The following is a 20,341-nucleotide window of genomic DNA, read 5'->3' as shown; positions in this document are numbered from 1 at the left end:
ACACTATGGCGGCCGAAACGCACTACCGCGATGCAAGGGACACCGCCCATGAGACTGACCGACATATCGCTGGACTGGCTGCTTCCTGGCAGCGTGATGCTCCTGGGAGTCCTGGTCGCGGTGACGGTGCTCGCGCGCGGCAAGCGCACCGGCGACAAGGCCTCGTCCGAGGACTCCTGGGAGCGCAGCGAGGAGCGCCGAAGGCGCAAGGAGGCGGTCTACGGCACGGCCTCCTATGTGCTCCTGTTCTGCTGTGCCGCGGTCGCCGCCGCACTCTCCTTCCACGGCCTCGTCGGCTTCGGCCAGCAGAATCTCAACCTCAGCGGGGGCTGGGAGTATCTGGTCCCCTTCGGGCTCGACGGCGCGGCGATGTTCTGCTCGGTGCTCGCGGTGCGCGAGGCCAGCCACGGCGACGCGGCGCTCGGCTCGCGGATGCTGGTGTGGTTGTTCGCGGGCGCGGCAGCGTGGTTCAACTGGGTACACGCACCACGGGGGTTCGGCCATGACGGCGCCCCTCAGTTCTTCTCCGGGATGTCGCTGTCGGCCGCGGTCCTGTTCGACCGGGCGCTCAAGCAGACTCGCCGGGCGGCGCTGCGCGAGCAGGGCCTGGTGCCCCGGCCGCTGCCGCAGATCCGCGTCGTGCGCTGGCTGCGCGCTCCCCGGGAGACCTTCGGCGCCTGGTCGCTGATGCTTCTGGAGGGCGTACGCACCCTGGACCAGGCGGTCGACGAGGTCCGCGAGGACCGCCGGGAGAAGGAGCAGGACCGACTCCGCCGGCGGGGCCGGGAGAAGCTGGAGCGGGCGCAGATCAGGGCGCTCAGCCGGCAGCACCGGGCCTGGGGGCGCGGACGCACCCACCGGATGCCCGAGCTGTCTTCGGAGCTTCCCGCCCTGGGCTCCGCGACTGGTTCGGCGCAGGCCGTCTCCGGCACTGCCGGATCCGCCGCGGAGCCGGCCCTGCCGGAGCCGGGACAACTGCCTCTTCGCCCCCGGCCCTCTCTCCAGGCCGTGAAGATGACCGACGGCTCTGAGCAGCGCACGGTCGACCTCACCGCCGAGGACGACACCCAGACGCTGCCGCGGCTGGACTCTCTGGAGCAGAAGCTCACTGATCTGGAGCGGCAGTTCGGCTGAGCGCACGGTCAGGAGGATTCACGCGAAGGCCGGCCTGCGACTGTCAGGCCGGCCCTTCGTACAGCTCGAACCAGACCACCTTGCCCACGCCGTGTGTCCGTACACCCCACGCGTCGGCGAGGCTCTGCACCAGGACGAGTCCCCTGCCGTTCGTGCCGAGTTGGCCGACCGGTACACGCAGCACAGGCAGTCCGGCCATGAAATCCCGCACCTCCACACGGAGTGTGGAAGCGGCGACGGTGGCCGTGACCACCGCTCCGTGATCGGTATGGATCAGCGCATTGGTCACCAGCTCGCTCGCGAGCAGCTCCGCCACATCTGCCGCGTCCGGTTTCCCCCAGTGCCGCAGCAAGTCCCGCAGCGCACGTCGTACTTCCGGAACGGACGTAAGATCCGCGCACCCTAATCGGCGGTGCTGCCGGCTCTCCGGTTCTCCTTCCGCCCCAGGTTCCCGGCCATGCCCGCTTGCGGCAGGATCGGCCCCTCCCTGACGCCCAGTCATCATCCCCACCCGCACGTCGAAACGACCCTTTCTCCGGTTTTCTCGGAACTACCCCTTCTGCCGAACATGTTCACGAGATGCATGCCCCACGCGGGGAACGCCACTCATGTCCATTCATCAACGAACCAGGGCCGTCGAGACGAAGTCCGTCCCGGGCGTCAGGGCCTCGGCACGTTCCGCAGATTCGAGCGCGCCATCTGGACCATGCGGCCCACGCCACCGTCCAGCACGATCTTGCTGGCGGAGAGCGCGAAGCCCGTCACCATCTCGGCGCTGATCTTCGGCGGGATGGAGAGCGCGTTCGGGTCGGTGACCACATCCACGAGTGCCGGGCCCTTGTGCCTGAAAGCGTCCTTCAGCGCGCCCGCGAGCTGCTTCGGCTTCTCCACCCGTACGCCGTACGCCCCCGCCGCCCGCGCGATCGCCGCGAAGTCGGTGTTGCGGTTGGTGGTTCCGTACGACGGAAGTCCCGCCACCAGCATCTCCAGCTCCACCATGCTCAGAGAGGAGTTGTTGAACAGGACGATTTTCACCGGCAGGTCGTACTGGACGAGGGTGAGGAAGTCGCCCATCAGCATGGCGAAACCGCCGTCCCCCGACATCGAGACGACCTGGCGGTTCCGGTCGATGAACTGTGCGCCGATCGCCTGCGGCAGAGCGTTCGCCATCGAGCCATGGCTGAACGAACCGATGATCCTGCGGCGGCCGTTGGGCGAGATATAGCGGGCCGCCCACACATTGCACATGCCCGTGTCCACGGTGAACACCGCGTCCTGGTCGGCGAGTTCGTCCAGCACGGAGGCGACGTACTCGGGATGGATCGGGGTGTGCTTCTCCACCTTGCGGGTGTACGCCTTGATCACGCCCTCGAGCGCGTCGGCGTGCTTCTTCAGCATCTTGTCGAGGAACCTGCGGTCCGACTTGGCGCGCACGCGCGGCGTGATACAGCGCAGTGTCTCGCGCACATCGCCCCAGACGGCCAGGTCGAGCTTGGAGCGGCGGCCGAGGTGTTCGGGCCTGACATCGACCTGGGCGATCTTGACGTCGTCGGGGAGGAAGGCGTTGTACGGGAAGTCCGTGCCGAGCAGGATCAGCAGATCGCACTCGTGGGTGGCCTCGTAGGCAGCGCCGTAGCCGAGCAGTCCGCTCATGCCCACGTCGTACGGGTTGTCGTACTGAATCCACTCCTTGCCGCGCAGCGCGTGCCCGACCGGGGACTTGATGCGCTCCGCAAACTGCATGACCTCGGCGTGCGCGCCCGCCGTACCGCTGCCGCAGAAGAGCGTGACCCGCTTCGCCTCGTCGATCATCTGCACCAGTTTGTCGATCTCGGTGTCCCCCGGTCGTACGGTGGGGCGTGAGGTGACCAGTGCGTGCTCGATCGACTTCTCCGGGGCGGCGTGCGATGCGATGTCGCCGGGGAGCGAGACGACGCTGACACCGCTCCGGCCGATCGCGTGCTGGATCGCGGTCTGCACGAGGCGAGGCATCTGCTGCGGGTTGGAGATCATCTCGCAGTAGTGGCTGCACTCGCGGAACAACTGGTCGGGGTGGGTCTCCTGGAAGTAGCCGAGGCCGATCTCGCCGGAGGGGATGTGCGAGGCGAGCGCGAGTACGGGCGCCATGGAGCGATGGGCGTCGTACAGACCGTTGATGAGGTGGAGGTTGCCGGGGCCGCAGGAGCCGGCGCAGGCGGCGAGCTTCCCGGTGATCTGTGCCTCGGCGCCGGCCGCGAAGGCGGCGACCTCCTCGTGCCTGACCTGGATCCAGTCGATGGCGGAGTTGCGGCGGATGGCGTCGACGACGGGGTTGAGACTGTCGCCGACGACTCCGTACAGCCGCTGGACACCGGCGCGGACGAGGATGTCGACGAACTGCTCCGCCACGTTCTGCTTGGCCATGGGACGCACCCTTTCTCGGCTTCGGGCCTGCTTCGGCCCGCTTCGGCCTGCTTCGGCCCGCTTCGGGCCTGAAGGTCCATCAACCCATGCCGGATGCGGTTACGCCTCCCAGACTGCGACAGCCGTACGATCGTCGGCGTATCCCTTCACCCTCAGCTGGGTGTCGGCGAGGAACGTCGCCAGGCCCGGCGGCCGGGCGGGCGCCCAGCGCTCGGCGAGCACCTCGGCCAGGGCGGCCTCCCCGCGCAGCGGCTCGGCCAGTCCGCTGCTGCACAGCAGCAGGGTGTCACCGGGGCGGGCCACGGAGGCGCGGAATCGGAACGGTTCGGCGGGTGGCGGTGGCGGGGCCTCGATGTACGGGGACGGGGCCGTCGCGATCCCCAGGTCCATGGTGAGCCGGTCGCCGTCGGGGGTCTCGGCGGGCGTGTCGGCGGGCGCCGAGCCATATCCGACGACGGGTTCTCCGGTCACCGCGGCGGGCTCGGGGACATGCGGCTCGATGTCCTGCCAGGCGCCGCCGCGAAGGCGGAAGAGACCGCCGCCGCCCACTCCGAAGAACACGCGCGTACGGCACTCGGGGTCGGCGGAGAGCAGCAGACACCGGAGGTTCGCGGTGTACTCCTCGGGTTCCACGCCGAGCTCGGCGGCGCGGGCGCGCAGCTTGCCGAAGCTGCGGTCGGTGAGCCGGTGCAGACCCGACTTGAGATCGCCCCGGCGGCCGGCCCGGATGTCCTCGGCGAGGCGGGCGTGGCTGCGGCCGACGGCACCGCCTATCCAGCGGCAGGCGTCGGCGGCGGCGAGATGGGCCCCTTCGGCGGCGCGGGCACCGCTGGCCACGGCGACCAGGACGAGCGCGGCCTCGCCGCTGCCGAAGCGCGCGGTGAGCAGGGCGTCGCGGCGCGGCTCGCCGCGGTAGCGCGCGGAGTCCCCGCGGACGGAGGCGGCGCGCAGGGTGTACGTGCCGTAATGGGCCCCGTCGAGCACGGTGTCGGCGACGAGGTTGTCCAGCTCATGCGGCTGGGCCGCGGGCAGCGCGGTGGGCTCGGCGTCATAGGTGGGCGGTCCGCCACCGACGTACGCGACGTAGGGACGCGGCTGCACGAGACCCGCGTCGGGCGGCGGCAGGGGCGGCTCCGCGGCAGTCTGCGGCGGGGCGGGCAGGTGTGGCTCCGCGGAAACCAGCGGCGGTACGGGCGTGGAGCTCGGTGCCTCGAGGCCTTGCGGCGGTACGGGCGCTGCGTGCCGTGCCGCGGGGGCGGGCGGGGGCGGCTCCGCGGAAACCCGCGGCGGTACGGGCGGGTGCGGTGCCGAAGGGGCGGGCGCGTCCTCGAAGTGCTCGTCCGGGGCGGTCGCTCGTCCGGGCGGGCCTTCACGCCGGGACGGCTCTACGCCGGAAACCGGGGGAATGTCGCGTACCGCGTCCGGCCTGGTGGCCGGATGGCCGGGCGCTACGGGGGCGGCGGGCGCGGCGTCGAAGTTCTCTGCCGGGACCGGCAGTTGCGCGCGCGGGACCTCCGGCCGCTGCGGCCGGGCTGGTTCCCGGGGCGGTGCGACGTCGGGCCGCGGCGGCGGGGCTTCCCCCCTGGAGGCGGCATCCGGCCGGGGCGGCTCGGGCTCTCCGCGCGGTGCGACGTCGGGCCGCGGCAGGCGGGCTGCCTCCCGGGACGCCGCATCCGGCCGGGGCGGCTCGGGCGGCGAAGCCGGCCGGAATGTGGGCGGCTGGTCGGAGGCGGTCGGCCGCTCCCACGCCGCGCGTTGCCGTGGCGGCGTCGCAGGACGGTGCGGGATGTCCGGCTCGGCGGGCGCCGCCGCATCCGTGGGGCGCGTCTCCCACCAGGCGCGGGGGCGCCATCTGCCGCGATCGCCCGGACCGCGGGGGTCGTCCGGCTCCGCCGGCTCGGGTGTGCTCTCCGCGGCCACCGCATCCGCCGCGGAGTCGAAACGGTCGTCCAGCGTGTCGCGCGTGGGCGCCGCGGGACCGATGTCCGGGGCGGACTCGTCGTACAGCCGGTTCCACCATTCGTCCTCGGTGGCGGGCCTCTCCCCCTGCTGACTCATGCCCTTATTGTCCACCGCACGGGCCGTACGAAAACGGGGCATCCCGAAAAAAGAAATATGCGGCAAGTGGTCCGCCGGGCGCCCCGACCCCCCACGGGAAGGACGTCCGGCGGACCGTTTCGTGGTCAGCGCACGGCGTATGCGTCGGCCACGAGCTGGGTGACGGAGTTGCCGTTGGCGTCCGTCAGTTCGGCCTTCAGGGTGACCGGTTCACCCGCCGCGCCCGCGTGGTTCACGGTCGCGGTCCATGCGCCGCCCTGCTGGGACGTGGCCGCCTCGGTCCACGTCCCACCGCCGTCGTACGAGTACGACAAGCCCGCGGCCTCGAGCTCCTTGGGCGTGCCCTTGCCCGCGTCGACGACCGCGGCCTCGCCGGTGCCGTCGAGGTTGACGGAGCCGAGGCCGGCGGCCACCGGGTGCAGATCGCCGCCGCCGACGACGGAGAGCTTCTCGACCAGCGGTGCGTAGGCGCGCCAGTAGCTTCCGAACTCGAACTCGCCGTCGTCCGCGTGGCCTTGGACATCGGCGTAGTAACCGGCGACCAGGCGCGAGCCGGAGACGGTGCCGGCGTGCCGCCAGGTGTCGTCCCAGCTGCGGTCGAAGGCGAGCGTGGTGGTGCGCGTCTCACTCCTGCGGTCGGTCTCGACACGCAGCCTCTTCGCCTTGCAGGCGTCCAGGACGACCGTGGTGTCCTTGGTCAGGTCCAGCTGCGGGCGGCCGACATATCTGACCGTCATGTCCGGCGAGTCCACGAAGGAGGAGAGGAAGTACGCGCCGGGGCGCAGCCGGTAGACCTGGTCGGCCGCGCCGTCGTTGAAGCGGCGCTCGCCCTTGGCGGTGTCGGTGCCGATCACGTCGAGCGAGGACGCGCCGTCGGCGGGCTTTCCGGTGCGGTCGACGAGTTTGACGCGCAGGGTGACGGTCTCCGGCTCGACGTACAGCGAGAACGGCGTGGAGACGCTGACGCCGTGCGCGGGGTGGAGCCGTCGGCGCGGGGCAGCATGGTCGCGGACGGCGTGCCTGCACGGTCGCGGCTCACCAGGACCCTGTCTCCGGTGACAAGGGTGACTGTGGCCGGCCTGTCCCCCTGCTGTGCGGCGGCATCGCTGCCGGCCAGGGCTCCCTTCGCGGCCGTGTCGTCCTGCGGCCCGGCGGCCGCCGACGGCGCGACCGTCGTGACGGCCAGGACGGCGGCGGTCGCCGCCCCCAGTGCCGTACGCGATATCGGGCGCATCGCTCTCCCCATCTGAATCCGGCACAGATGGGCATGAAATACCCTGTTGCCGGAGGCTGTTGGTGCTGCGGTGGCGCCACATTGGCGGAGGGACGGGCGGTGCAGGGATGATGTACGCGGCGGGAATACGCCTTGGCCGGTTTCCGCCAGTGCGGCCGAAGAAGTGCACGTCCGGGGAGGGGTGGGGTCAGATGCTGGGAGCGATAGGTCTCGACGAGAGGCAGGAATCGGCGTACCGCGCGCTCGTCGCGCTCGGGGCGGCGGAAGTCCCCGATCTCGCGCACCGGCTGGCGCTGCCGGAGACGGATACGGAGCGCGCGTTGCGACGGCTGGAGCAGCAGGGCCTTGCCGCGAAGTCCTCGGCCGGCACCGGACGGTGGGTGGCGGCTCCGCCCGGCGTGGCGCTGGGCGCGCTGCTGACCCAGCAGCGCCACGAGCTGGAGCAGGCGGAGCTGGCGGCGGCGCTGCTGGCGCAGGAGTTCAGGTCGGAGGCCACCGCTCCGGCCGTGCACGATCTGGTCGAGGTGGTGACGGGCGCGAGTGCCGTCGCGCACCGTTTCGTACAGCTGCAGTTGGGCGCCACCGAGGAGGTCTGCGCCCTGGTCACCGGAAATCCGGTCGTGGTCACCGGGACGGACAACGAGGCGGAGGAGAAGGCGGCGACGCGCGGGGTGAGGTACCGGGTGGTCGTCGAGCGCGAGGTGTTCTCGCTGCCCAACGGGATCACCGAACTGAGCGCGGCGCTGGGCCGTGACGAACAGGTCCGGGTGGTGGACCGGGTGCCGACCAAGCTGGTGGTCGCCGACCGAACGCTCGCCATGGTCCCGCTGACCGGGCGCGGGGCCGATCCCGCGGCACTCGTCGTGCATGCGAGCGGGCTGCTGGAGTCACTGACGGGTCTGTTCGAGGCGGTGTGGCGGGAGGCGCTGCCGCTGCGGCTCGGCACGGGTGGCGAGGTGGACGAGGAGAAGGCGCCGGGGCCCGATGCCACGGATCTGGAGATCCTTTCGCTGCTGCTCGCCGGAATGACGGACGCGAGTGTGGCCAAGCAGCTGGATCTCGGGCTGCGGACCGTTCAGCGCCGGGTGAAGGGGCTGATGGAGCTGACCGGCGTGACGACCCGGCTGCAGCTCGGCTGGCATGCGTACGCGAAGGGCTGGGTGGCCCGCGACCTGCGGGAATGATCAGCAACCTGCACCCTTGGCAGATGGGCGCACGGCAGCTCCCGATGGTCGGCACGGTGATGCTGGTGGGCCTGCTCGGGCAGCGCGACCCGGTGTCCCTTTGTCCTCCAGCCAAGTGCCTTTTGTCCTCTGCTGAACGCTGTCCAGATAGACAGAGACACATCGGATCTCTCCCGCTGTATTGACTGCCTTCCGCCGCCTGCCTACCTTCCGTCGAGGGATAGCTCGGATGAATTGGCATGTCTGCGTACGAGCCACCGGGAGGCGTCATGGCCACTGCACCAGACCCGTCCACCGCACCGGACCCATCCAGAAGAACCGTCCTTGCCACCGGTACGGCGATCGGCGGAGCGCTGGTGGTGGGAGGTGCCGCCGCCGTCCCGGCGCAGGCCGCGCCCGCCCCGGAAGACACCACCGCTCCCACGGTGCACACCGACAGCTGGCGCACGGTCCTCGACGACGCCGATCTCGTCTGGCAGATGATGCCGAAGACCTGGTACGAGGGCCCGTATCTCGGCAATGGTTACCTGGGCACCGGCATCTACGCCGAGCCCGGCGGAAAGAACGCCGTCCGCTTCAATGTCCAGCACTCCGAAGTGCAGGACCACCGGCCGGAGTTCGGCTCGCTCTTCGGCCTCGCCCGGCTGCCCGTCGGCCACTTCACGCTCGAGCCCGTCGGCACGATCACCGGCCTCGACTGGCGGCTGCGGCTGCGCGGCGCCGAGCTCACCGGCAGCCTCACCACCACGGCGGGCACTCTGCGCCTGCGCGTCTTCGTCCACACCACGACATCCCTGCTCACCGTCGAGATCACACCGAGCGAGGGCGAGAAGAACTTCCGCTGGGTCTTCCACCCGGCCGATGCCATCAGCCCGCGCGCCGCCTTCAAACCCCTTCCAGACGGGTACACGGGCAATCCACCGGCCGTCGTCGAGCAGCACGGCGAGCTGACGGCCGCGGTCCAGCCGCTGCTCGCGGGCGGCCGGCATGTCACCGCCTGGCAGGAGCGGGTCCGCAGGGAGACGCGGACGCTGTATGTGTCCGTCGCGCACTCCTTCCCGAGGACGACCGCACTCGACCGTGCGCTGCGCACGGTGCGGGACGCGTCCTCGGCGCCGTACGACGTACTCGCCCTCCCCCACCGTGTCTGGTGGGAGCGCTTCTACCGCAAGAGCTTCCTGTCGCTGCCCGACGCACGGCTGCAGCGCTTCTACTGGATCCAGCTGTACAAGACGGCTTCCGCGGCCCGGCGCGACGCCCCCGTCATGGCCACTTGCGGGCCCTGGCTGGAGTCGACCCCCTGGCCCAACACCTGGTGGAACCTCAACGTCCAGCTGGAGTACTGGCTGATCCATGGCTCGAACCATCTTGAACTCGACGCCGTCTCACGCGCGTTGGGTGAGTTCCGGGCCCAGCTGACCGCCGAGGTCGCGGGCCCCTACCGTGGCGACTCGGCCGGCATCCCCCGCACCACCGACACCCGGCTCGTCAACGGCGGCGCCACTCCGTCCGGCAACGGCTACGGCGTCGGCATCCCCGGCCAGAACCCGCCCACCCCCGAGGTCGGCAACCTCACCTGGGCGCTGCACAACGTCTGGCTCTCGTACCGCCACACCATGGAGGAGTCGCTGCTGCGCGACCTCCTCTTCCCGCTGCTGCGCAAGACGGTCAATTACTACCTGCACTTCCTCACCCCCGGGCCGGACGGCAAGCTGCATCTGCCGCCGACGTTCTCGCCGGAGTACGGCGTGGACGCGCCGGACTGCAACTACGACCTGATGCTGCTGCGCTGGGGCTGCCGTACGCTCATCGACTCGGCCGCGGAACTGGGCATCTCCGACCCTCTGACCGCCCGCTGGCAGGAGATCCTCGCCAAGCTGGTCCCCTATCCGGTGGACGCGAACGGCTACATGATCGGCGCCGGTGTCCCGTTCGCGAAGTCCCACCGCCACTACTCGCATCTTCTCGCGGTGTATCCGCTGTACGAGATCACCGGCCGTACGCCCGAGGAACGCGCCCTGATCGAGAAGTCGCTCAGCCACTGGGTCAGCTTCGAAGGGGCGCTGCAGGGCTATACGTTCACGGGTGCGGCATCCATGTCCGCGCTGCTGGGCAAGGGGCAGGACGCGCTCAAGTACCTCGGCGAACTGATGACCCGTTTCATCCAGGCCAACACCATGTACAAGGAGTCGGGCCCGGTCATCGAGACCCCACTCTCGGCGGCGCAGTCGCTGCACGACATGGTCTGCCAGTCGTGGGGCGAGGTCATCCGGGTCTTCCCGGCACTGCCGGACGCGTGGCGGGAGCTGGTCGTCCATGACTTCCGTACGCAGGGAGCGTTCCTGCTCAGTGCGGTACGGGAGGCGGGCAGGACCCGCTGGGTCCGGCTGACCAGCGAGGCGGGCGCGCCGTGCGCCGTGCGCCACGGCATCGCGGGCCCGATCGAGGTCCGCGACGGGCGGGGCCGGCGGCTGCGGTGGGAGGATGCGGGCGACGGTGCGATCCGTATCCCGCTGGGGAAGGGCGAGTCGGCGCTGATCACGGCGCGTGGGGACCGCCCGGACCTGCGGATCCGTCCGGTACCTCCGAACGCGCCTGCCCCGGCGTGGGGCCTCCCTGCCTGACCGTCCCTGACCGGCCCCTGACCGGTCCGAAGTCCTAGGACTCGCCCAGTTCCCGCGTCCGATGCGGGGGACGCGGTACGCGTGTGAGGCTGCATCCATGACCGAATTCAGCGACGCCGAGCGCGCGTACCTCCAGTCCCAGCGCCTGGGACGGCTGGCGACCGTCGACCCGAAGGGTCAGCCACAGGCGAACCCGGTCGGTTTCTTCCCGCAGGAGGACGGGACGATCCTGGTCGGCGGCTACGCCCTGGGCACGACGAAGAAGTGGCGCAATCTCCGGGAGAATCCGAAGGTGGCGCTGGTGGTCGACGACATCGTGAGCCTCCAGCCGTGGAAGGTGCGCGGGGTGGACATCAGAGGCGAGGCCGAACTGCTGACGGGCCCGCACGAGTTGGGCCCGCACTTCAGCGAGGAGCTGATCCGGATCCACCCGCGGAAGATCCACAGCTGGGGCCTGGAGTAGGGCCGGAACGGGCGGCGTCAGCGACCATCGGGCCCGGTGACCCACGAGGTCACCGAGCCCGGTCCCACCTGCACTCAGCGCACCCGGCCACGCTTCGCCTGCATCGCGGCGCGGCCCTCCGCGCCCTTCTGCTTCCAGTCGCGCAGGATTTCCGCGCGCAGCCGCGCGTCCGTCTTCGCGACGATGCGCTGGTTCTCCCGCAGCAGCTTGCGGTAGCTCTCCAGCCGCCGCTCCGGCAGCGAGCCGTCGTCGATCGCGGCGAGCACCGCGCAGCCCGGCTCCGACTCGTGCGCACAGTCGTGGAAACGGCACTTCTCCGCGAGTTCCTCGATCTCCGAGAAGACCTGGCCCACGCCGGACTCCGCGTCCCAGAGCCCCACGCCGCGCAGCCCGGGCGTGTCGATCAGCACACCCCCGCCGGGCAGCGCGAGGAGGTTGCGGGTGGTGGTGGTGTGGCGGCCCTTGCCGTCGACGTCGCGGGTCGCCTGCACATCCATCACGTCCTCGCCGAGCAGCGCGTTGGCGAGCGTCGACTTGCCCGCGCCGGACGCGCCGAGCAGCACACTCGTCCCGCCGGAGAGGACCGCGGTGAGCACATCGAGGCCCTCACCCGACGCCGAACTGACAGGCAGCACCTGCACTCCGGGCGCGGTCGTCTCCACGTCCTGGACGAGGTACGAAAGACCGGTCACATCAGGAACGAGATCGGCCTTGGTGAGCACGACGAGCGGCTGCGCACCGCTCTCCCACGCCAGCGCGAGGAACCGCTCGATCCGCCCGAGGTCCAGCTCGACAGCGAGCGAGACCGCGATGATCGCGTGGTCGACGTTGGCGGCGAGGATCTGCCCCTCGGAGCGGCTCGAGGAGGTGGAGCGTACAAAGGCGGTACGGCGCGGCAGATACGTCCGTACGAAACGGGGGTCGCCGTCACGGTCGACGGCAGCCCAGTCACCGGTGCAGATGACCCGCAGTGGATCGTGCGGGGTGACGAACGCGGTGTCGGCGCGGACCAGTCCGTCGGTGGTGACGACATCGCACTGGCCGCGGTCCACCCGTACGACTCGGCCCGGCAGCAGACCCTGCTCGGTGTACGGGGCGAACTCGGCGTCCCATCCTCCGTCCCAGCCGTAGGACGACAGCGGGTGCGACGAAGACGAAGCGGACGCAGAAACAGATGAGAGAGACAAGGGGAACCCTTCGAAGGGCGGCCCCGGCAGCGCGCTCGGCGCGCGGAAGTGGTGTGAGTGTCAGCCGGAGACCACGGGGGTGGGAACAATGAACTCCTGAATGCGGGCAACGCCCGTCTCCGTGACAGTCATCAATGTCCTCACCTCCTACTCCTCGACGCACCAACGCGGTTCCCCGGGCACAGCGCACGGCCGCGCCCCGGAACGAGCAGAACCGTATCCCCATCCCAGGGCGCGGCGCCAGCGATTAACTGTCGGGGCTCATCCGTACGACACCCGCAGCCGGCGGAATCCTGGCCGCGGCCCGCCGTCTCGGATCTGGCAAACGGCGATGATGTGCAGGGCCGAGTTGCTTCGGGACCGCGGGGCCGCAGCTGGGGTCCGGTCAGGCGGTGGCCAACGCGCACTGGCCTCGGTCGGCCTTCATCGGTCCGGCGGCGCTGGGACGGACCTCGAAGTCGAACATGGCGGTGGGTACGTACAACGAGCAGCAGGCGTTGGGGATGTCGACGATGCCGCTGATACGTCCCTCTATGGGGGAAGAGCCGAGCAGCAGGTAGGCCTGCTCTCCGCTGTAGCCGAACTTCTTGAAGTACTCGACGGCGTTGAGGCAGGCCCGGCGGTAGGCCAGCGTCGCGTCGAGGTAGTAGTTCGTGTCCGTGTCGTGGTCGACGGAGATCCCGATGAAGGTGAGGAACTCCGTGTACCTCGGCTCGACGTTGCCAGGAATGAACACGGGGTTGGTGGAGATGCCGTACGTCTCCATGCCGCCCTTGATCAGGTCGACGTGGAAGTCGATGAAGCCGCCCATCTCGATGGCGCCGCAGAAGGTGATCTCTCCGTCGCCCTGGCTGAAGTGCAGGTCGCCTCCGGAGAGCTTGGCGTCCTTGACGTGTACGGGGTAGAAGACCCGAGAACCGCGGGTGAAGTTCTTGATGTCGTGGTTGCCTCCGTTCTCGCGGGCCGGCACCGTGCGTGCGCCTTCCGCGGCGATACGCGTGGCGAGGTCTCCGGTGGCCGTGCCCGCGAGTGCGTTGGTGCTGTCCGGCGGTACGGCGAGTGGCGGGACCCGGTTCGGGTCGGTGTCGATCAGCGCCTGCTCGCGGGCGTTCCAGCGGGCGAGCATCTCGGTGGACGGGGCGGTTCCGAACAGCCCGGGGTGGGTGATCCCGGTGAAGCTGATCCCGGGAAGGTGGCGGGAGACCGCCTGCTGTCCGTGGAAGTCCCATATCGCCTTGTAGGCGTCCGGGAAATAGTCGGTCAGGAAGCCGCCGCCGTTGGCCTTGGCGAAGATACCGGTGTAGCCCCAGCCCTGGCCCGCCGCGTCCCCGGTCTGCTGCGGCACGGGGCCGAGGTCGAGTATGTCGACGACGAGCAGGTCGCCGGGTTCGGCGCCCTCCACGCCTACCGGACCGCTGAGCATGTGAGGGATGGTCAGGTCGATGTCGCGTACGTCGTTGGCGGTGTCGTTGTTGCCGACCTGGCAGTCGGTCCAGTCGCGGCATTCCATGCGGAACTCCGCTCCCGGCTTCACCATGGCGACGGTGGGGACGTCCGGGTGCCACCTGTTGTGTCCGGGAACGTCCTGGTCACGCATCGACTTACTGTGGTCCACATTGAAGATGATTTCTGGCATGACAGCTCCTGGTTTCTGATTCCGTCACGTTTGTGCGCCCACGCTTCCGGCCGCCGGGGCGGCTGGGGCCGGTTGCCGCGAATTCCGGGTGAGCGGCCACAGCGCCCCGAACACCACCACGCCGAACACCGCCAGCGCGATGGCGGTTTCGGTGGGGCTCACCCAGTAACCGGAGAGCAGCAGCGCCGCGGGAATCGCGCCGGTGACCCAGCCCTGGATCGCCGTGACCCAGCCTGTATAGATTCTGAGTCTGTCCATCTTGAGACCGAGCAACAGGAAGAACAGGAACCACAGGAATGCCCAGTAGAGCCAGATGACCCCGAACGGGTAGTCCCTGAAGACCCGGAAATTGACGAACGAGTACCCCAGGGCCGCAACGGCAACGAACAGCGAGTAGTAGCCGACGCCGGTACTGTCGAGACCGGCGAGGAGGCCCACACCTACATACAGGTAGGTGAAGCCGAACAGATAGATGCCGGATGCCGCCAGGATCCCTCTGGGTTCGCCGGCGGCGACGAAGATGAGATAAGTCGGCGTCAGCACCTGCAGTGCGCCGACGAACAGGTTGAACACCGCTGCCGCCTTGGCGTCGACCTTCCCGAGCAACAGCATTCCGTTGATGAAGAGCACTGCACCGACAAACAGCAGTCCCACGTTTCCCACGAGGACGCACCTCCTAAGTCCGCGTGGACGCCCTCAGGGACGCGGCAACCGCGAGAGCGCGGGGTGCGGGTGCCGTGGCACCCTTGTGCGTGACGGCACTTCGGAGACTACTGCCGGGGCCTCACGGGCCTGCTCCTCCTGGTCATGAAGGGCGGCGACCGCGTGCGAGGTCAGCGTAAAGCCGGGCGAGGAGTACACACGTCTCGCAGCGCCTGCGCAAACAGGGCAACCGTAATCCTTGGGCGCCGTCCCGATCGCCAACTTCACGTCGAAGGCCCCACATCGGCTGCATAGATATTCATAGGTTGCCATCAGCAGCCTCCGGACGCCGGTGGACGCTGGCCAACCCGAGTGCGTGCGGTGCGCCCCGAATCAGCACACGGCGCAGCGCGTTTCCTACCTTCAAGGAGACGTCTCGCACATCCAGGTGTCAAGTACCGGACGGCCGGGCCTGGACCTTCTCAGAACGACCCGATCGCGAGCGCCGCCGCTGCTGCCGCAAGACCCACCGCGAGACTCGAAGCGGCGTACAGCAGGGACTTGCCGACCTGCCCTTTCTCGCACAGGTGGACCAACTCGTAACTGAATGTGGAGAACGTCGTATAGGCGCCGCAGAAACCGACGCCGGCAATGGTCACGACCTGCTCCGGCAATGCGTGCCGTGCGCCGAGGCCCACCAGAAGCCCCAGCACGAACGATCCGCTCACGTTGATCAGCCAGGTGCCGCGTGGGAACACGCCCGGGCTCCGGTACTGCACGTACTGGCCGAGGACGTAACGCGCCACTGCCCCGACCGCGGCCGCCGCACCGACGGCGAGCAGGATGATCACCGCACCCACCAGCCGTATCGGCGGGCGCGCCCGCGCCGCGCGTCGAGCCGTATTCGCCGGGCCGACGTCAGCCGGCCGATGGCCAGGCCCAGAACGGTGGCGGCCGCCCCGGCGAAGAGGCTCCCGACGATATTCAACGCCGCGGCTGCGTAGTGGCCGTGGCCCAGCAGGCGATCGGTGTCGACCATCCAGGTCGAGAAGGTGGTGAAGGCGCCGAGGAAGCCGACGGCGGCGAACGGCCGCACGTACAGGGTCGGCGGCCAGGCCTCGAACACATAAATGAGCAGCAGCGCCAGCGCGAACGATCCGGACACGTTGATGGCGAATGTCGTCCACGGGAACGTCGCCCCAGGCGCGGGGAAGGCCAGCTCCAGCGCGTAACGGGCCGTCCCGCCGAGCAGGCCGCCGAGCGCGACCGCCGCCAGGACGCCCCCGCGCAGATGCGCGCGGAACGGCTCCCGAACTCCCGTCACAGGCCTCATCGAAATAGCCGCATCCCTATCCACCGGAACACCTCCCCATTATCCCTGGGGATTGCAGCGCCGACGCACACTCGACTAAAATTCAAGATCATCGGCGTTCGACCGGTTTACCGGTGCCCTACCCGTTCACCGGAGCAGTGGCCCCACCGATGGAGGACGGCCATGGCAAAAATCCTTGCGGTGCTCTATCCGGATCCCGTGGGCGGATATCCTCCCGACTACGCCCGCGACGAGATTCCCACCATCACCGGCTATCCGGGCGGTCAGACCGCGCCGACCCCGCAGGCCATCGATTTCGCCCCGGGGCACCTCCTCGGCTGCGTCTCCGGAGAACTGGGACTGCGCCGGTTCCTGGAGGACCGGGGTCACACCTTCGTCGTCACGAGCGACAAGGAAGGGGCGGACTCCACCCTGGATCGCGAGCTTCCCGACACCGACGTGGTCATCTCGCAGCCATTCTGGCCCGCCTATCTGACCCCCGAGCGCATCGCCGCGGCTCCCCGGCTCAGACTCGCGATCACCGCGGGGATCGGGTCGGACCACGTCGATCTGCCGAGCGCCATCTCCCATGGCATGACCGTGGCCGAGGTGACTTTCAGCAACAGCATCAGTGTGTCGGAGCACGCCGTGATGCAGATCCTCACCCTGGTGCACAACTACATGCCGGCTCACGAGTGGGTGACCACCAAGAAGGGCTGGAACATCGCCGACAGCGTCTCGCGCGCCTACGACCTCGAAGGCATGGACGTCGGCGTCCTCGGCTCCGGCCGTATCGGCCAGGCGGTACTGCGCCGCCTCAAGCCGTTCGACGTCACGCTGCACTACTGCGACGTGCACCGGCTGTCCAAGGAGGTCGAGGAGGAGCTGGAGCTGACCTGGCATCCCGACGCCCGTTCGCTGGCCTCCTCCGTCGATGTGCTGTCGATCCACACTCCGCTGCATCCGCAGACGAAGAACCTCTTCGACGACGAGCTGATCGGGGCCATGAAGCGCGGCTCGTACATCGTCAACACCGCACGGGCGCTCATCGTCAACCGGGACGCCGTGGTGCGGGCCCTCAACAGCGGCCAACTGGCCGGTTACGCCGGTGACGTCTGGTACCCGCAGCCGCCACCGCCCGACCATCCCTGGCGCACCATGCCGTACGAGGCGATGACGCCGCACGTGTCCGGGTCGACCCTCTCGGCGCAGGCACGCTACGCGGCCGGTACGCGGGAGATCCTGGAGTGCTGGCTCGACGGGCACCCCATCCGCCCGGAGTACCTGATCGTCGAAGGCGGTGGGCTCGCCGGGACGGGAGCGAGCTCCTACACGGTCGCCGGATGACCGACACGGGCGGGAGTGACATCCGGCGGACAAGAAATCAGCTGAAGATTCAATAGAAGATCCACCACCCCGGCTGTGAGCCGATTCACGCACAATTCACTGGACGGGCACAGGCGAGGCCTTTAGCGTCCGTAAATAGATTGTTTCTCATTATGCGGAGATACCGGCGCCGCGCGTAATCTCTCGTAAGAAAACCAAGCGCACGCCGGGAAGGTGGATCAGTGAGCATAGACGCAGTGTGGGTCCGGGGCGTGACCGGCATTCAGATGCACCACGTGACCGACCTTCAGGATGCCGGCAGGTTTTTGGGCAACGCAGCGATGGCACTGCGAGCCGCGCACGTAAGGACCGGCGCCGACCGGTACTCCGGCATCGCCACCGAGCTCAAGGCCCTGGTGGAGCGAGTGCGGGAGTTGGAGGAGGAGGCGCGGTCGAGCATGCACGACCTGCACTCCACCGACCCCGACCGGTTCGTCCGCTGCCGGGACGGCCACGAGCCGTGGCCCGGCGAGATCGCGGCAGGATTCATCCCGCGCCACACGTGCAAGGACGAGTGCCTCTACCACGACCGCGAGGTCCTCGACGCCATCATGCAGTGCACCTGCGGGCGGCCGCCGTGCCGGGCCTGTGAGATCGGCGGGAGGCTCTGACGAGCCCCGGGCCTCCCGTGGCCGAGCCGGATCGAAACACCACCTGATCACCGACGGTCACGGCACCCACTCGCGGTGATCAGGACTGACTGTAACCACAACGACGGCTGCCGCTGGTCGATGCCGTCCCTGCCGTCCCTGCCGTCCCTGCCGTAGACAACGGTCAGCAGGGACGGCCACGCCGCAAGCCCGACTCACACATCGCCGAGCACGGTTTCGGCCGGTACCGAGCAGTCCGGCTGCGACGACGCGCTCGCGTCAGCTCACCCCGACCCCACCGCTGTGCGCGGGTCGGGCTGGATCTGCTCGACCGACTCGCCGTTCGCGCGGCGCCGCAGCACGGTGTGCAGCATGTCGTCGGTGATGACGGGTGGCCGGCCGCCGTGCTTGCCCTTGCGGGCCGCCGCGTCGAGTCCTTCGAGGGTCGACTCCCGGATGTTCTCCCGCTCGGTCTCCGCCATCGCCGCGAAGAACGCGAACAGCAGTCGGCCCGGCCCGCTGGGGTCGTACATCCCTGGCAGGGGCCCGGCGAGCATCTCCAAGACCAGGCCGTGGGCAGTGAGGTGGTCGGCGAGCGCGGTGAGTCCGGCGGCGTCGCGGCCCAGGCGCTTCATCTCGTACACGGTGAAGATGACCCGGCACTGCGGGGCGTGGGCCTTGATCTGGCGGGCGAGCGCGAGCGCGGCCTCGAACTGGGGCCGGGGCGAGCGGGACCGAAGTGCCGGGGCGCCACGGCTGGCCCGGCCCGCGGTCGGCGGGGGTGGGCAGGCGCAGGAGCTTGGCGAGTCGGGGCACCTTCGTGAAACGGCCGGTGTGGTAGGTGCCGGCGACCGCGCCGGAGCGCGAGCGGCACGGCGAGCCGGGTTCGGCCCGGCAGCGCGGGCAGGGGGTGGCGCTCGACCTCGTCCGCGTCGCTCGGAGAGGCTTCTTGAGGGGCCGTCATGCCCCGGGCGTTGTCACAAACGATTCTCAGAAGTACCCCGAACCCGTCTTTGAGTGAGAACGAGTTCTGCGAACCGAACCGGTGCTTCGCGATCGCCGGGCCGCCGTCTTGGATCCTGCTCGGGCAAAGGACCGATTATGAGAATCGGGGCAGGGGGCCAGGCTGCGCCATCCCGGAGAAACGGGACCAGGCCGCCGCCCACTGGAAGAAGATCGTGCGCCTCGCCTTTCCCGGCAGGCGCTGACAGGCGAATACCGACACGCGCCAAGGTTGCGTTAGGCGGGCTGCGGGGCGGGCGTTGCCGGAGCGGCCGCGACCTTGCGGGTCTCGCGCATTATCAGCAGGCCGTTGACCACCATCAGTGTCGCGGTCAGGCCGTGGATGCCGAGCGCGGTGGCCACGGAGCCGTGGTGGGCCAGCACGGTGGCCATGTCCCCGTACGCGGCGAGGGCCTCCACCAGCAGCACCCAGCCCAGCGCCCGGCGGTGGCCCGTCACCAGCAGGATGCCCAGGACCAGGGCCAAGACGACGTCGCGGATTCCCTTGATGATCAGGAAGCCGTCGCCGTCGCCGGACGGCCAGCTCGGCAGGCCGAAGCCCGGTGCCGTCGTCTCCGGGCTCAGGATGAACTCCGTCCCGAACCAGAGGATGAAGAGGATGAAGGCGGCGGCCAGGACGGTGTTGATCTTCTTCAGCGACATTGTTCTTCTCCTTGCGAGTCTTGGTGAGCTTCGTGGAGCTTGCTGAGTCGTGTGGGGCCTGATCAGGCCGCGCGGACGCGGCTGATCGAGGGGCGTAGTTTGTCGGGATCGCAGTTGTGGGATCTGAGCGGCAGTTGCATTCCCGGACGTCGGGATTTCGGTGGCCAGCTGCCGCCCAGGGAGTGGGGATTGTGCGCCACCGGCGCGGCGTCAGCCCGCGGGGTCAGCCCGCGGGGTCAGCCCGCGGGGTCAGCCCGCGGGGTCAGTAATCCGAAGCCCTGTCGGGCTCACCCCGACGGGGCGAAAGCCGTCGATATAACGGGGCGAACCAGTGCATGTCGGGGCGGCTTTGGTATCAGGTGAGGGCGGCGACCAGCAGGGCGAAGGCGGCGATGATGACGGCGACGCGGACGTAGTGGAAGCGGTCCCAGCGGTTCATCTGCTGCTTCCAGTCGTCGGGCCGGTTGTCAGGGGTCCACGTCTTGCCCCGGTTGTTGATCGGGACGAGCAGCAGGATCGACATGATCACGCTGAGGATCAGCAGCGCGGCGGCAGTGACGACGAGGCCGGTGCCGTGGTGGCGCCATCCGGCGATGGCCCAGACCGCGACGAGGATGAGCGAGGTGATGTACCAGACCGGCATCACGGCGCCGAGCATCCGGCCCCCGTGGGCGCGGCCGAGTTGGCCGCTGTCCTCGGGGAGGGCGTTGAGGATCGGGTTGATGACGAAGGCGACGGAGAACTCCACCCCCACCATCAGGCCGACGACCACGGTGGTGATGACCTGAAGTGCGTTGAGCATGACGACCCCTCCTGGTATCTA

General features: G+C 69.3%; 19 protein-coding genes and 2 pseudogenes. 8 read left to right on the top strand and 13 right to left on the bottom strand.

Translation table 11 applies throughout. The annotated features are described in order from the left end of the window. Nucleotides 1-48 precede the first annotated feature (48 nt). The gene (locus ACFWDI_RS05450) at nt 49-1,134 is read left to right on the top strand and encodes a DUF2637 domain-containing protein (RefSeq protein ID WP_385301463.1); all 1,086 of its coding nucleotides are present in this window, start codon (nt 49-51) and stop codon (nt 1,132-1,134) included. 43 nt (nt 1,135-1,177) lie between these two features. Here ACFWDI_RS05450 and ACFWDI_RS05445 read toward each other — a convergent pair whose 3' ends face one another. From ACFWDI_RS05445 to ACFWDI_RS05430, 4 genes are all read right to left on the bottom strand, one after another. Then, nucleotides 1,178-1,636, bottom strand: a complete 459-nt coding sequence (locus tag ACFWDI_RS05445; protein WP_385301462.1) for an ATP-binding protein — start codon at nt 1,634-1,636, stop codon at nt 1,178-1,180. Between the two features lie 158 nt (nt 1,637-1,794). Then, entirely contained in the window at nt 1,795-3,537 is a 1,743-nt protein-coding gene (locus ACFWDI_RS05440; protein WP_385301461.1) for a pyruvate dehydrogenase, read from the bottom strand. 99 nt (nt 3,538-3,636) lie between these two features. Continuing rightward, entirely contained in the window at nt 3,637-5,595 is a 1,959-nt protein-coding gene (locus ACFWDI_RS05435; RefSeq protein WP_385301460.1) for a protein phosphatase 2C domain-containing protein, read from the bottom strand. A 125-nt stretch (nt 5,596-5,720) separates the two neighbouring features. Beyond that, a complete protein-coding gene (locus ACFWDI_RS05430; protein ID WP_385301459.1) occupies nt 5,721-6,449 on the bottom strand; it encodes a hypothetical protein in 729 nt (242 codons plus the stop codon). A gap of 201 nt (nt 6,450-6,650) precedes the next feature. Between ACFWDI_RS05430 and ACFWDI_RS05425 the strand changes: the two genes are divergently transcribed. The 4 genes from ACFWDI_RS05425 (at nt 6,651) to ACFWDI_RS05410 (ending at nt 11,100) form a co-directional block, all read left to right on the top strand. Next, nucleotides 6,651-6,845 (top strand): hypothetical protein, encoded by a 195-nt coding sequence (locus ACFWDI_RS05425; RefSeq protein WP_385301458.1) that lies wholly within the window; start codon nt 6,651-6,653, stop codon nt 6,843-6,845. Nucleotides 6,846-7,020: 175 nt separating this feature from the next. Further along, nucleotides 7,021-8,013 carry a helix-turn-helix domain-containing protein gene (locus tag ACFWDI_RS05420; protein ID WP_385301457.1) on the top strand — a complete coding sequence of 331 codons (993 nt, stop codon included), beginning with the start codon at nt 7,021-7,023 and terminating at the stop codon, nt 8,011-8,013. 269 nt (nt 8,014-8,282) lie between these two features. Continuing rightward, complete coding sequence (locus ACFWDI_RS05415; protein ID WP_385301456.1) at nt 8,283-10,637, top strand: glycoside hydrolase family 95-like protein; 2,355 nt, start codon at nt 8,283-8,285, stop codon at nt 10,635-10,637. Between the two features lie 97 nt (nt 10,638-10,734). After that, complete coding sequence (locus ACFWDI_RS05410) at nt 10,735-11,100, top strand: PPOX class F420-dependent oxidoreductase (RefSeq protein ID WP_327326777.1); 366 nt, start codon at nt 10,735-10,737, stop codon at nt 11,098-11,100. Between the two features lie 74 nt (nt 11,101-11,174). On the opposite strand, the gene rsgA is transcribed toward ACFWDI_RS05410, so the two are convergent. The 6 genes from rsgA to ACFWDI_RS05380 form a co-directional block, all read right to left on the bottom strand. Then, nucleotides 11,175-12,287: a ribosome small subunit-dependent GTPase A gene (gene rsgA, locus ACFWDI_RS05405; RefSeq protein ID WP_385301454.1), complete on the bottom strand. Its 1,113-nt coding sequence runs from the start codon at nt 12,285-12,287 to the stop codon at nt 11,175-11,177. A 385-nt stretch (nt 12,288-12,672) separates the two neighbouring features. Further along, on the bottom strand, nt 12,673-13,923 hold the full coding sequence (gene fmdA, locus ACFWDI_RS05400; protein ID WP_326653435.1) for a formamidase: 1,251 nt from the start codon (nt 13,921-13,923) through the stop codon (nt 12,673-12,675). Between the two features lie 24 nt (nt 13,924-13,947). Next, entirely contained in the window at nt 13,948-14,586 is a 639-nt protein-coding gene (locus tag ACFWDI_RS05395) for an AmiS/UreI family transporter (RefSeq protein WP_385301453.1), read from the bottom strand. A gap of 33 nt (nt 14,587-14,619) precedes the next feature. Further along, on the bottom strand, nt 14,620-14,898 hold the full coding sequence (locus ACFWDI_RS05390; protein ID WP_385301452.1) for an FmdB family zinc ribbon protein: 279 nt from the start codon (nt 14,896-14,898) through the stop codon (nt 14,620-14,622). A 149-nt stretch (nt 14,899-15,047) separates the two neighbouring features. Next, the gene (crcB, locus tag ACFWDI_RS05385; protein WP_385301451.1) at nt 15,048-15,416 is read right to left on the bottom strand and encodes a fluoride efflux transporter CrcB; all 369 of its coding nucleotides are present in this window, start codon (nt 15,414-15,416) and stop codon (nt 15,048-15,050) included. After that, nucleotides 15,413-15,889, bottom strand: a complete 477-nt coding sequence (locus ACFWDI_RS05380; protein ID WP_385301450.1) for a fluoride efflux transporter FluC — start codon at nt 15,887-15,889, stop codon at nt 15,413-15,415. Before ACFWDI_RS05380 ends, crcB begins: the two co-directional genes overlap by 4 nt. A 171-nt stretch (nt 15,890-16,060) precedes the next feature. Between ACFWDI_RS05380 and ACFWDI_RS05375 the strand changes: the two genes are divergently transcribed. From ACFWDI_RS05375 to ACFWDI_RS05365, 3 genes and pseudogenes are all read left to right on the top strand, one after another. Then, nucleotides 16,061-17,224 (top strand): NAD-dependent formate dehydrogenase, encoded by a 1,164-nt coding sequence (locus ACFWDI_RS05375; protein WP_385301449.1) that lies wholly within the window; start codon nt 16,061-16,063, stop codon nt 17,222-17,224. Between the two features lie 227 nt (nt 17,225-17,451). Then, on the top strand, nt 17,452-17,874 hold the full coding sequence (locus ACFWDI_RS05370) for a hypothetical protein (RefSeq protein ID WP_385301637.1): 423 nt from the start codon (nt 17,452-17,454) through the stop codon (nt 17,872-17,874). Continuing rightward, a pseudogene (locus ACFWDI_RS05365) lies at nt 17,831-18,092 on the top strand (IS5/IS1182 family transposase); the annotation flags it as partial. The gene ACFWDI_RS05370 and the pseudogene ACFWDI_RS05365, both read left to right, overlap by 44 nt. A 72-nt stretch (nt 18,093-18,164) precedes the next feature. Here the strand turns inward: ACFWDI_RS05365 and ACFWDI_RS05360 are convergent. From ACFWDI_RS05360 to ACFWDI_RS05350, 3 genes and pseudogenes are all read right to left on the bottom strand, one after another. Then, nucleotides 18,165-18,817 (bottom strand): annotated as a pseudogene (locus ACFWDI_RS05360) (recombinase family protein); the annotation flags it as partial. A 275-nt stretch (nt 18,818-19,092) separates the two neighbouring features. Continuing rightward, complete coding sequence (locus ACFWDI_RS05355; protein ID WP_385301448.1) at nt 19,093-19,518, bottom strand: DUF4267 domain-containing protein; 426 nt, start codon at nt 19,516-19,518, stop codon at nt 19,093-19,095. 355 nt (nt 19,519-19,873) lie between these two features. After that, a complete protein-coding gene (locus ACFWDI_RS05350) occupies nt 19,874-20,320 on the bottom strand; it encodes an anthrone oxygenase family protein (protein WP_385301447.1) in 447 nt (148 codons plus the stop codon). Nucleotides 20,321-20,341: the final 21 nt, after the last annotated feature.

The sequence above is a fragment of the Streptomyces sp. NPDC060064 genome, assembly GCF_042736455.1.
In the GTDB taxonomy this organism is placed as follows: Bacteria; Actinomycetota; Actinomycetes; order Streptomycetales; family Streptomycetaceae; genus Streptomyces.
Note: the sequence above shows the minus strand (reverse complement) of the source record. Positions and strands in the feature narration are given on the sequence as shown.

What these genes read in the sequence shown, in the direction of transcription:
- ACFWDI_RS05415 (WP_385301456.1), top strand. Translation starts at nt 8,283, where the DNA reads ATGGCCACTGCACCAGACCCGTCCACCGCACCGGACCCATCCAGAAGA.
- ACFWDI_RS05410 (WP_327326777.1), top strand. Translation starts at nt 10,735, where the DNA reads ATGACCGAATTCAGCGACGCCGAGCGCGCGTACCTCCAGTCCCAGCGC.
- ACFWDI_RS05435 (WP_385301460.1), bottom strand. Translation starts at nt 5,595, where the DNA reads ATGAGTCAGCAGGGGGAGAGGCCCGCCACCGAGGACGAATGGTGGAAC.
- ACFWDI_RS05420 (WP_385301457.1), top strand. Translation starts at nt 7,021, where the DNA reads ATGCTGGGAGCGATAGGTCTCGACGAGAGGCAGGAATCGGCGTACCGC.
- ACFWDI_RS05440 (WP_385301461.1), bottom strand. Translation starts at nt 3,537, where the DNA reads ATGGCCAAGCAGAACGTGGCGGAGCAGTTCGTCGACATCCTCGTCCGC.
- ACFWDI_RS05375 (WP_385301449.1), top strand. Translation starts at nt 16,061, where the DNA reads ATGGCAAAAATCCTTGCGGTGCTCTATCCGGATCCCGTGGGCGGATAT.
- ACFWDI_RS05355 (WP_385301448.1), bottom strand. Translation starts at nt 19,518, where the DNA reads ATGTCGCTGAAGAAGATCAACACCGTCCTGGCCGCCGCCTTCATCCTC.
- ACFWDI_RS05450 (WP_385301463.1), top strand. Translation starts at nt 49, where the DNA reads ATGAGACTGACCGACATATCGCTGGACTGGCTGCTTCCTGGCAGCGTG.
- ACFWDI_RS05350 (WP_385301447.1), bottom strand. Translation starts at nt 20,320, where the DNA reads ATGCTCAACGCACTTCAGGTCATCACCACCGTGGTCGTCGGCCTGATG.
- ACFWDI_RS05445 (WP_385301462.1), bottom strand. Translation starts at nt 1,636, where the DNA reads ATGACTGGGCGTCAGGGAGGGGCCGATCCTGCCGCAAGCGGGCATGGC.
- ACFWDI_RS05390 (WP_385301452.1), bottom strand. Translation starts at nt 14,898, where the DNA reads ATGGCAACCTATGAATATCTATGCAGCCGATGTGGGGCCTTCGACGTG.
- fmdA (WP_326653435.1), bottom strand. Translation starts at nt 13,923, where the DNA reads ATGCCAGAAATCATCTTCAATGTGGACCACAGTAAGTCGATGCGTGAC.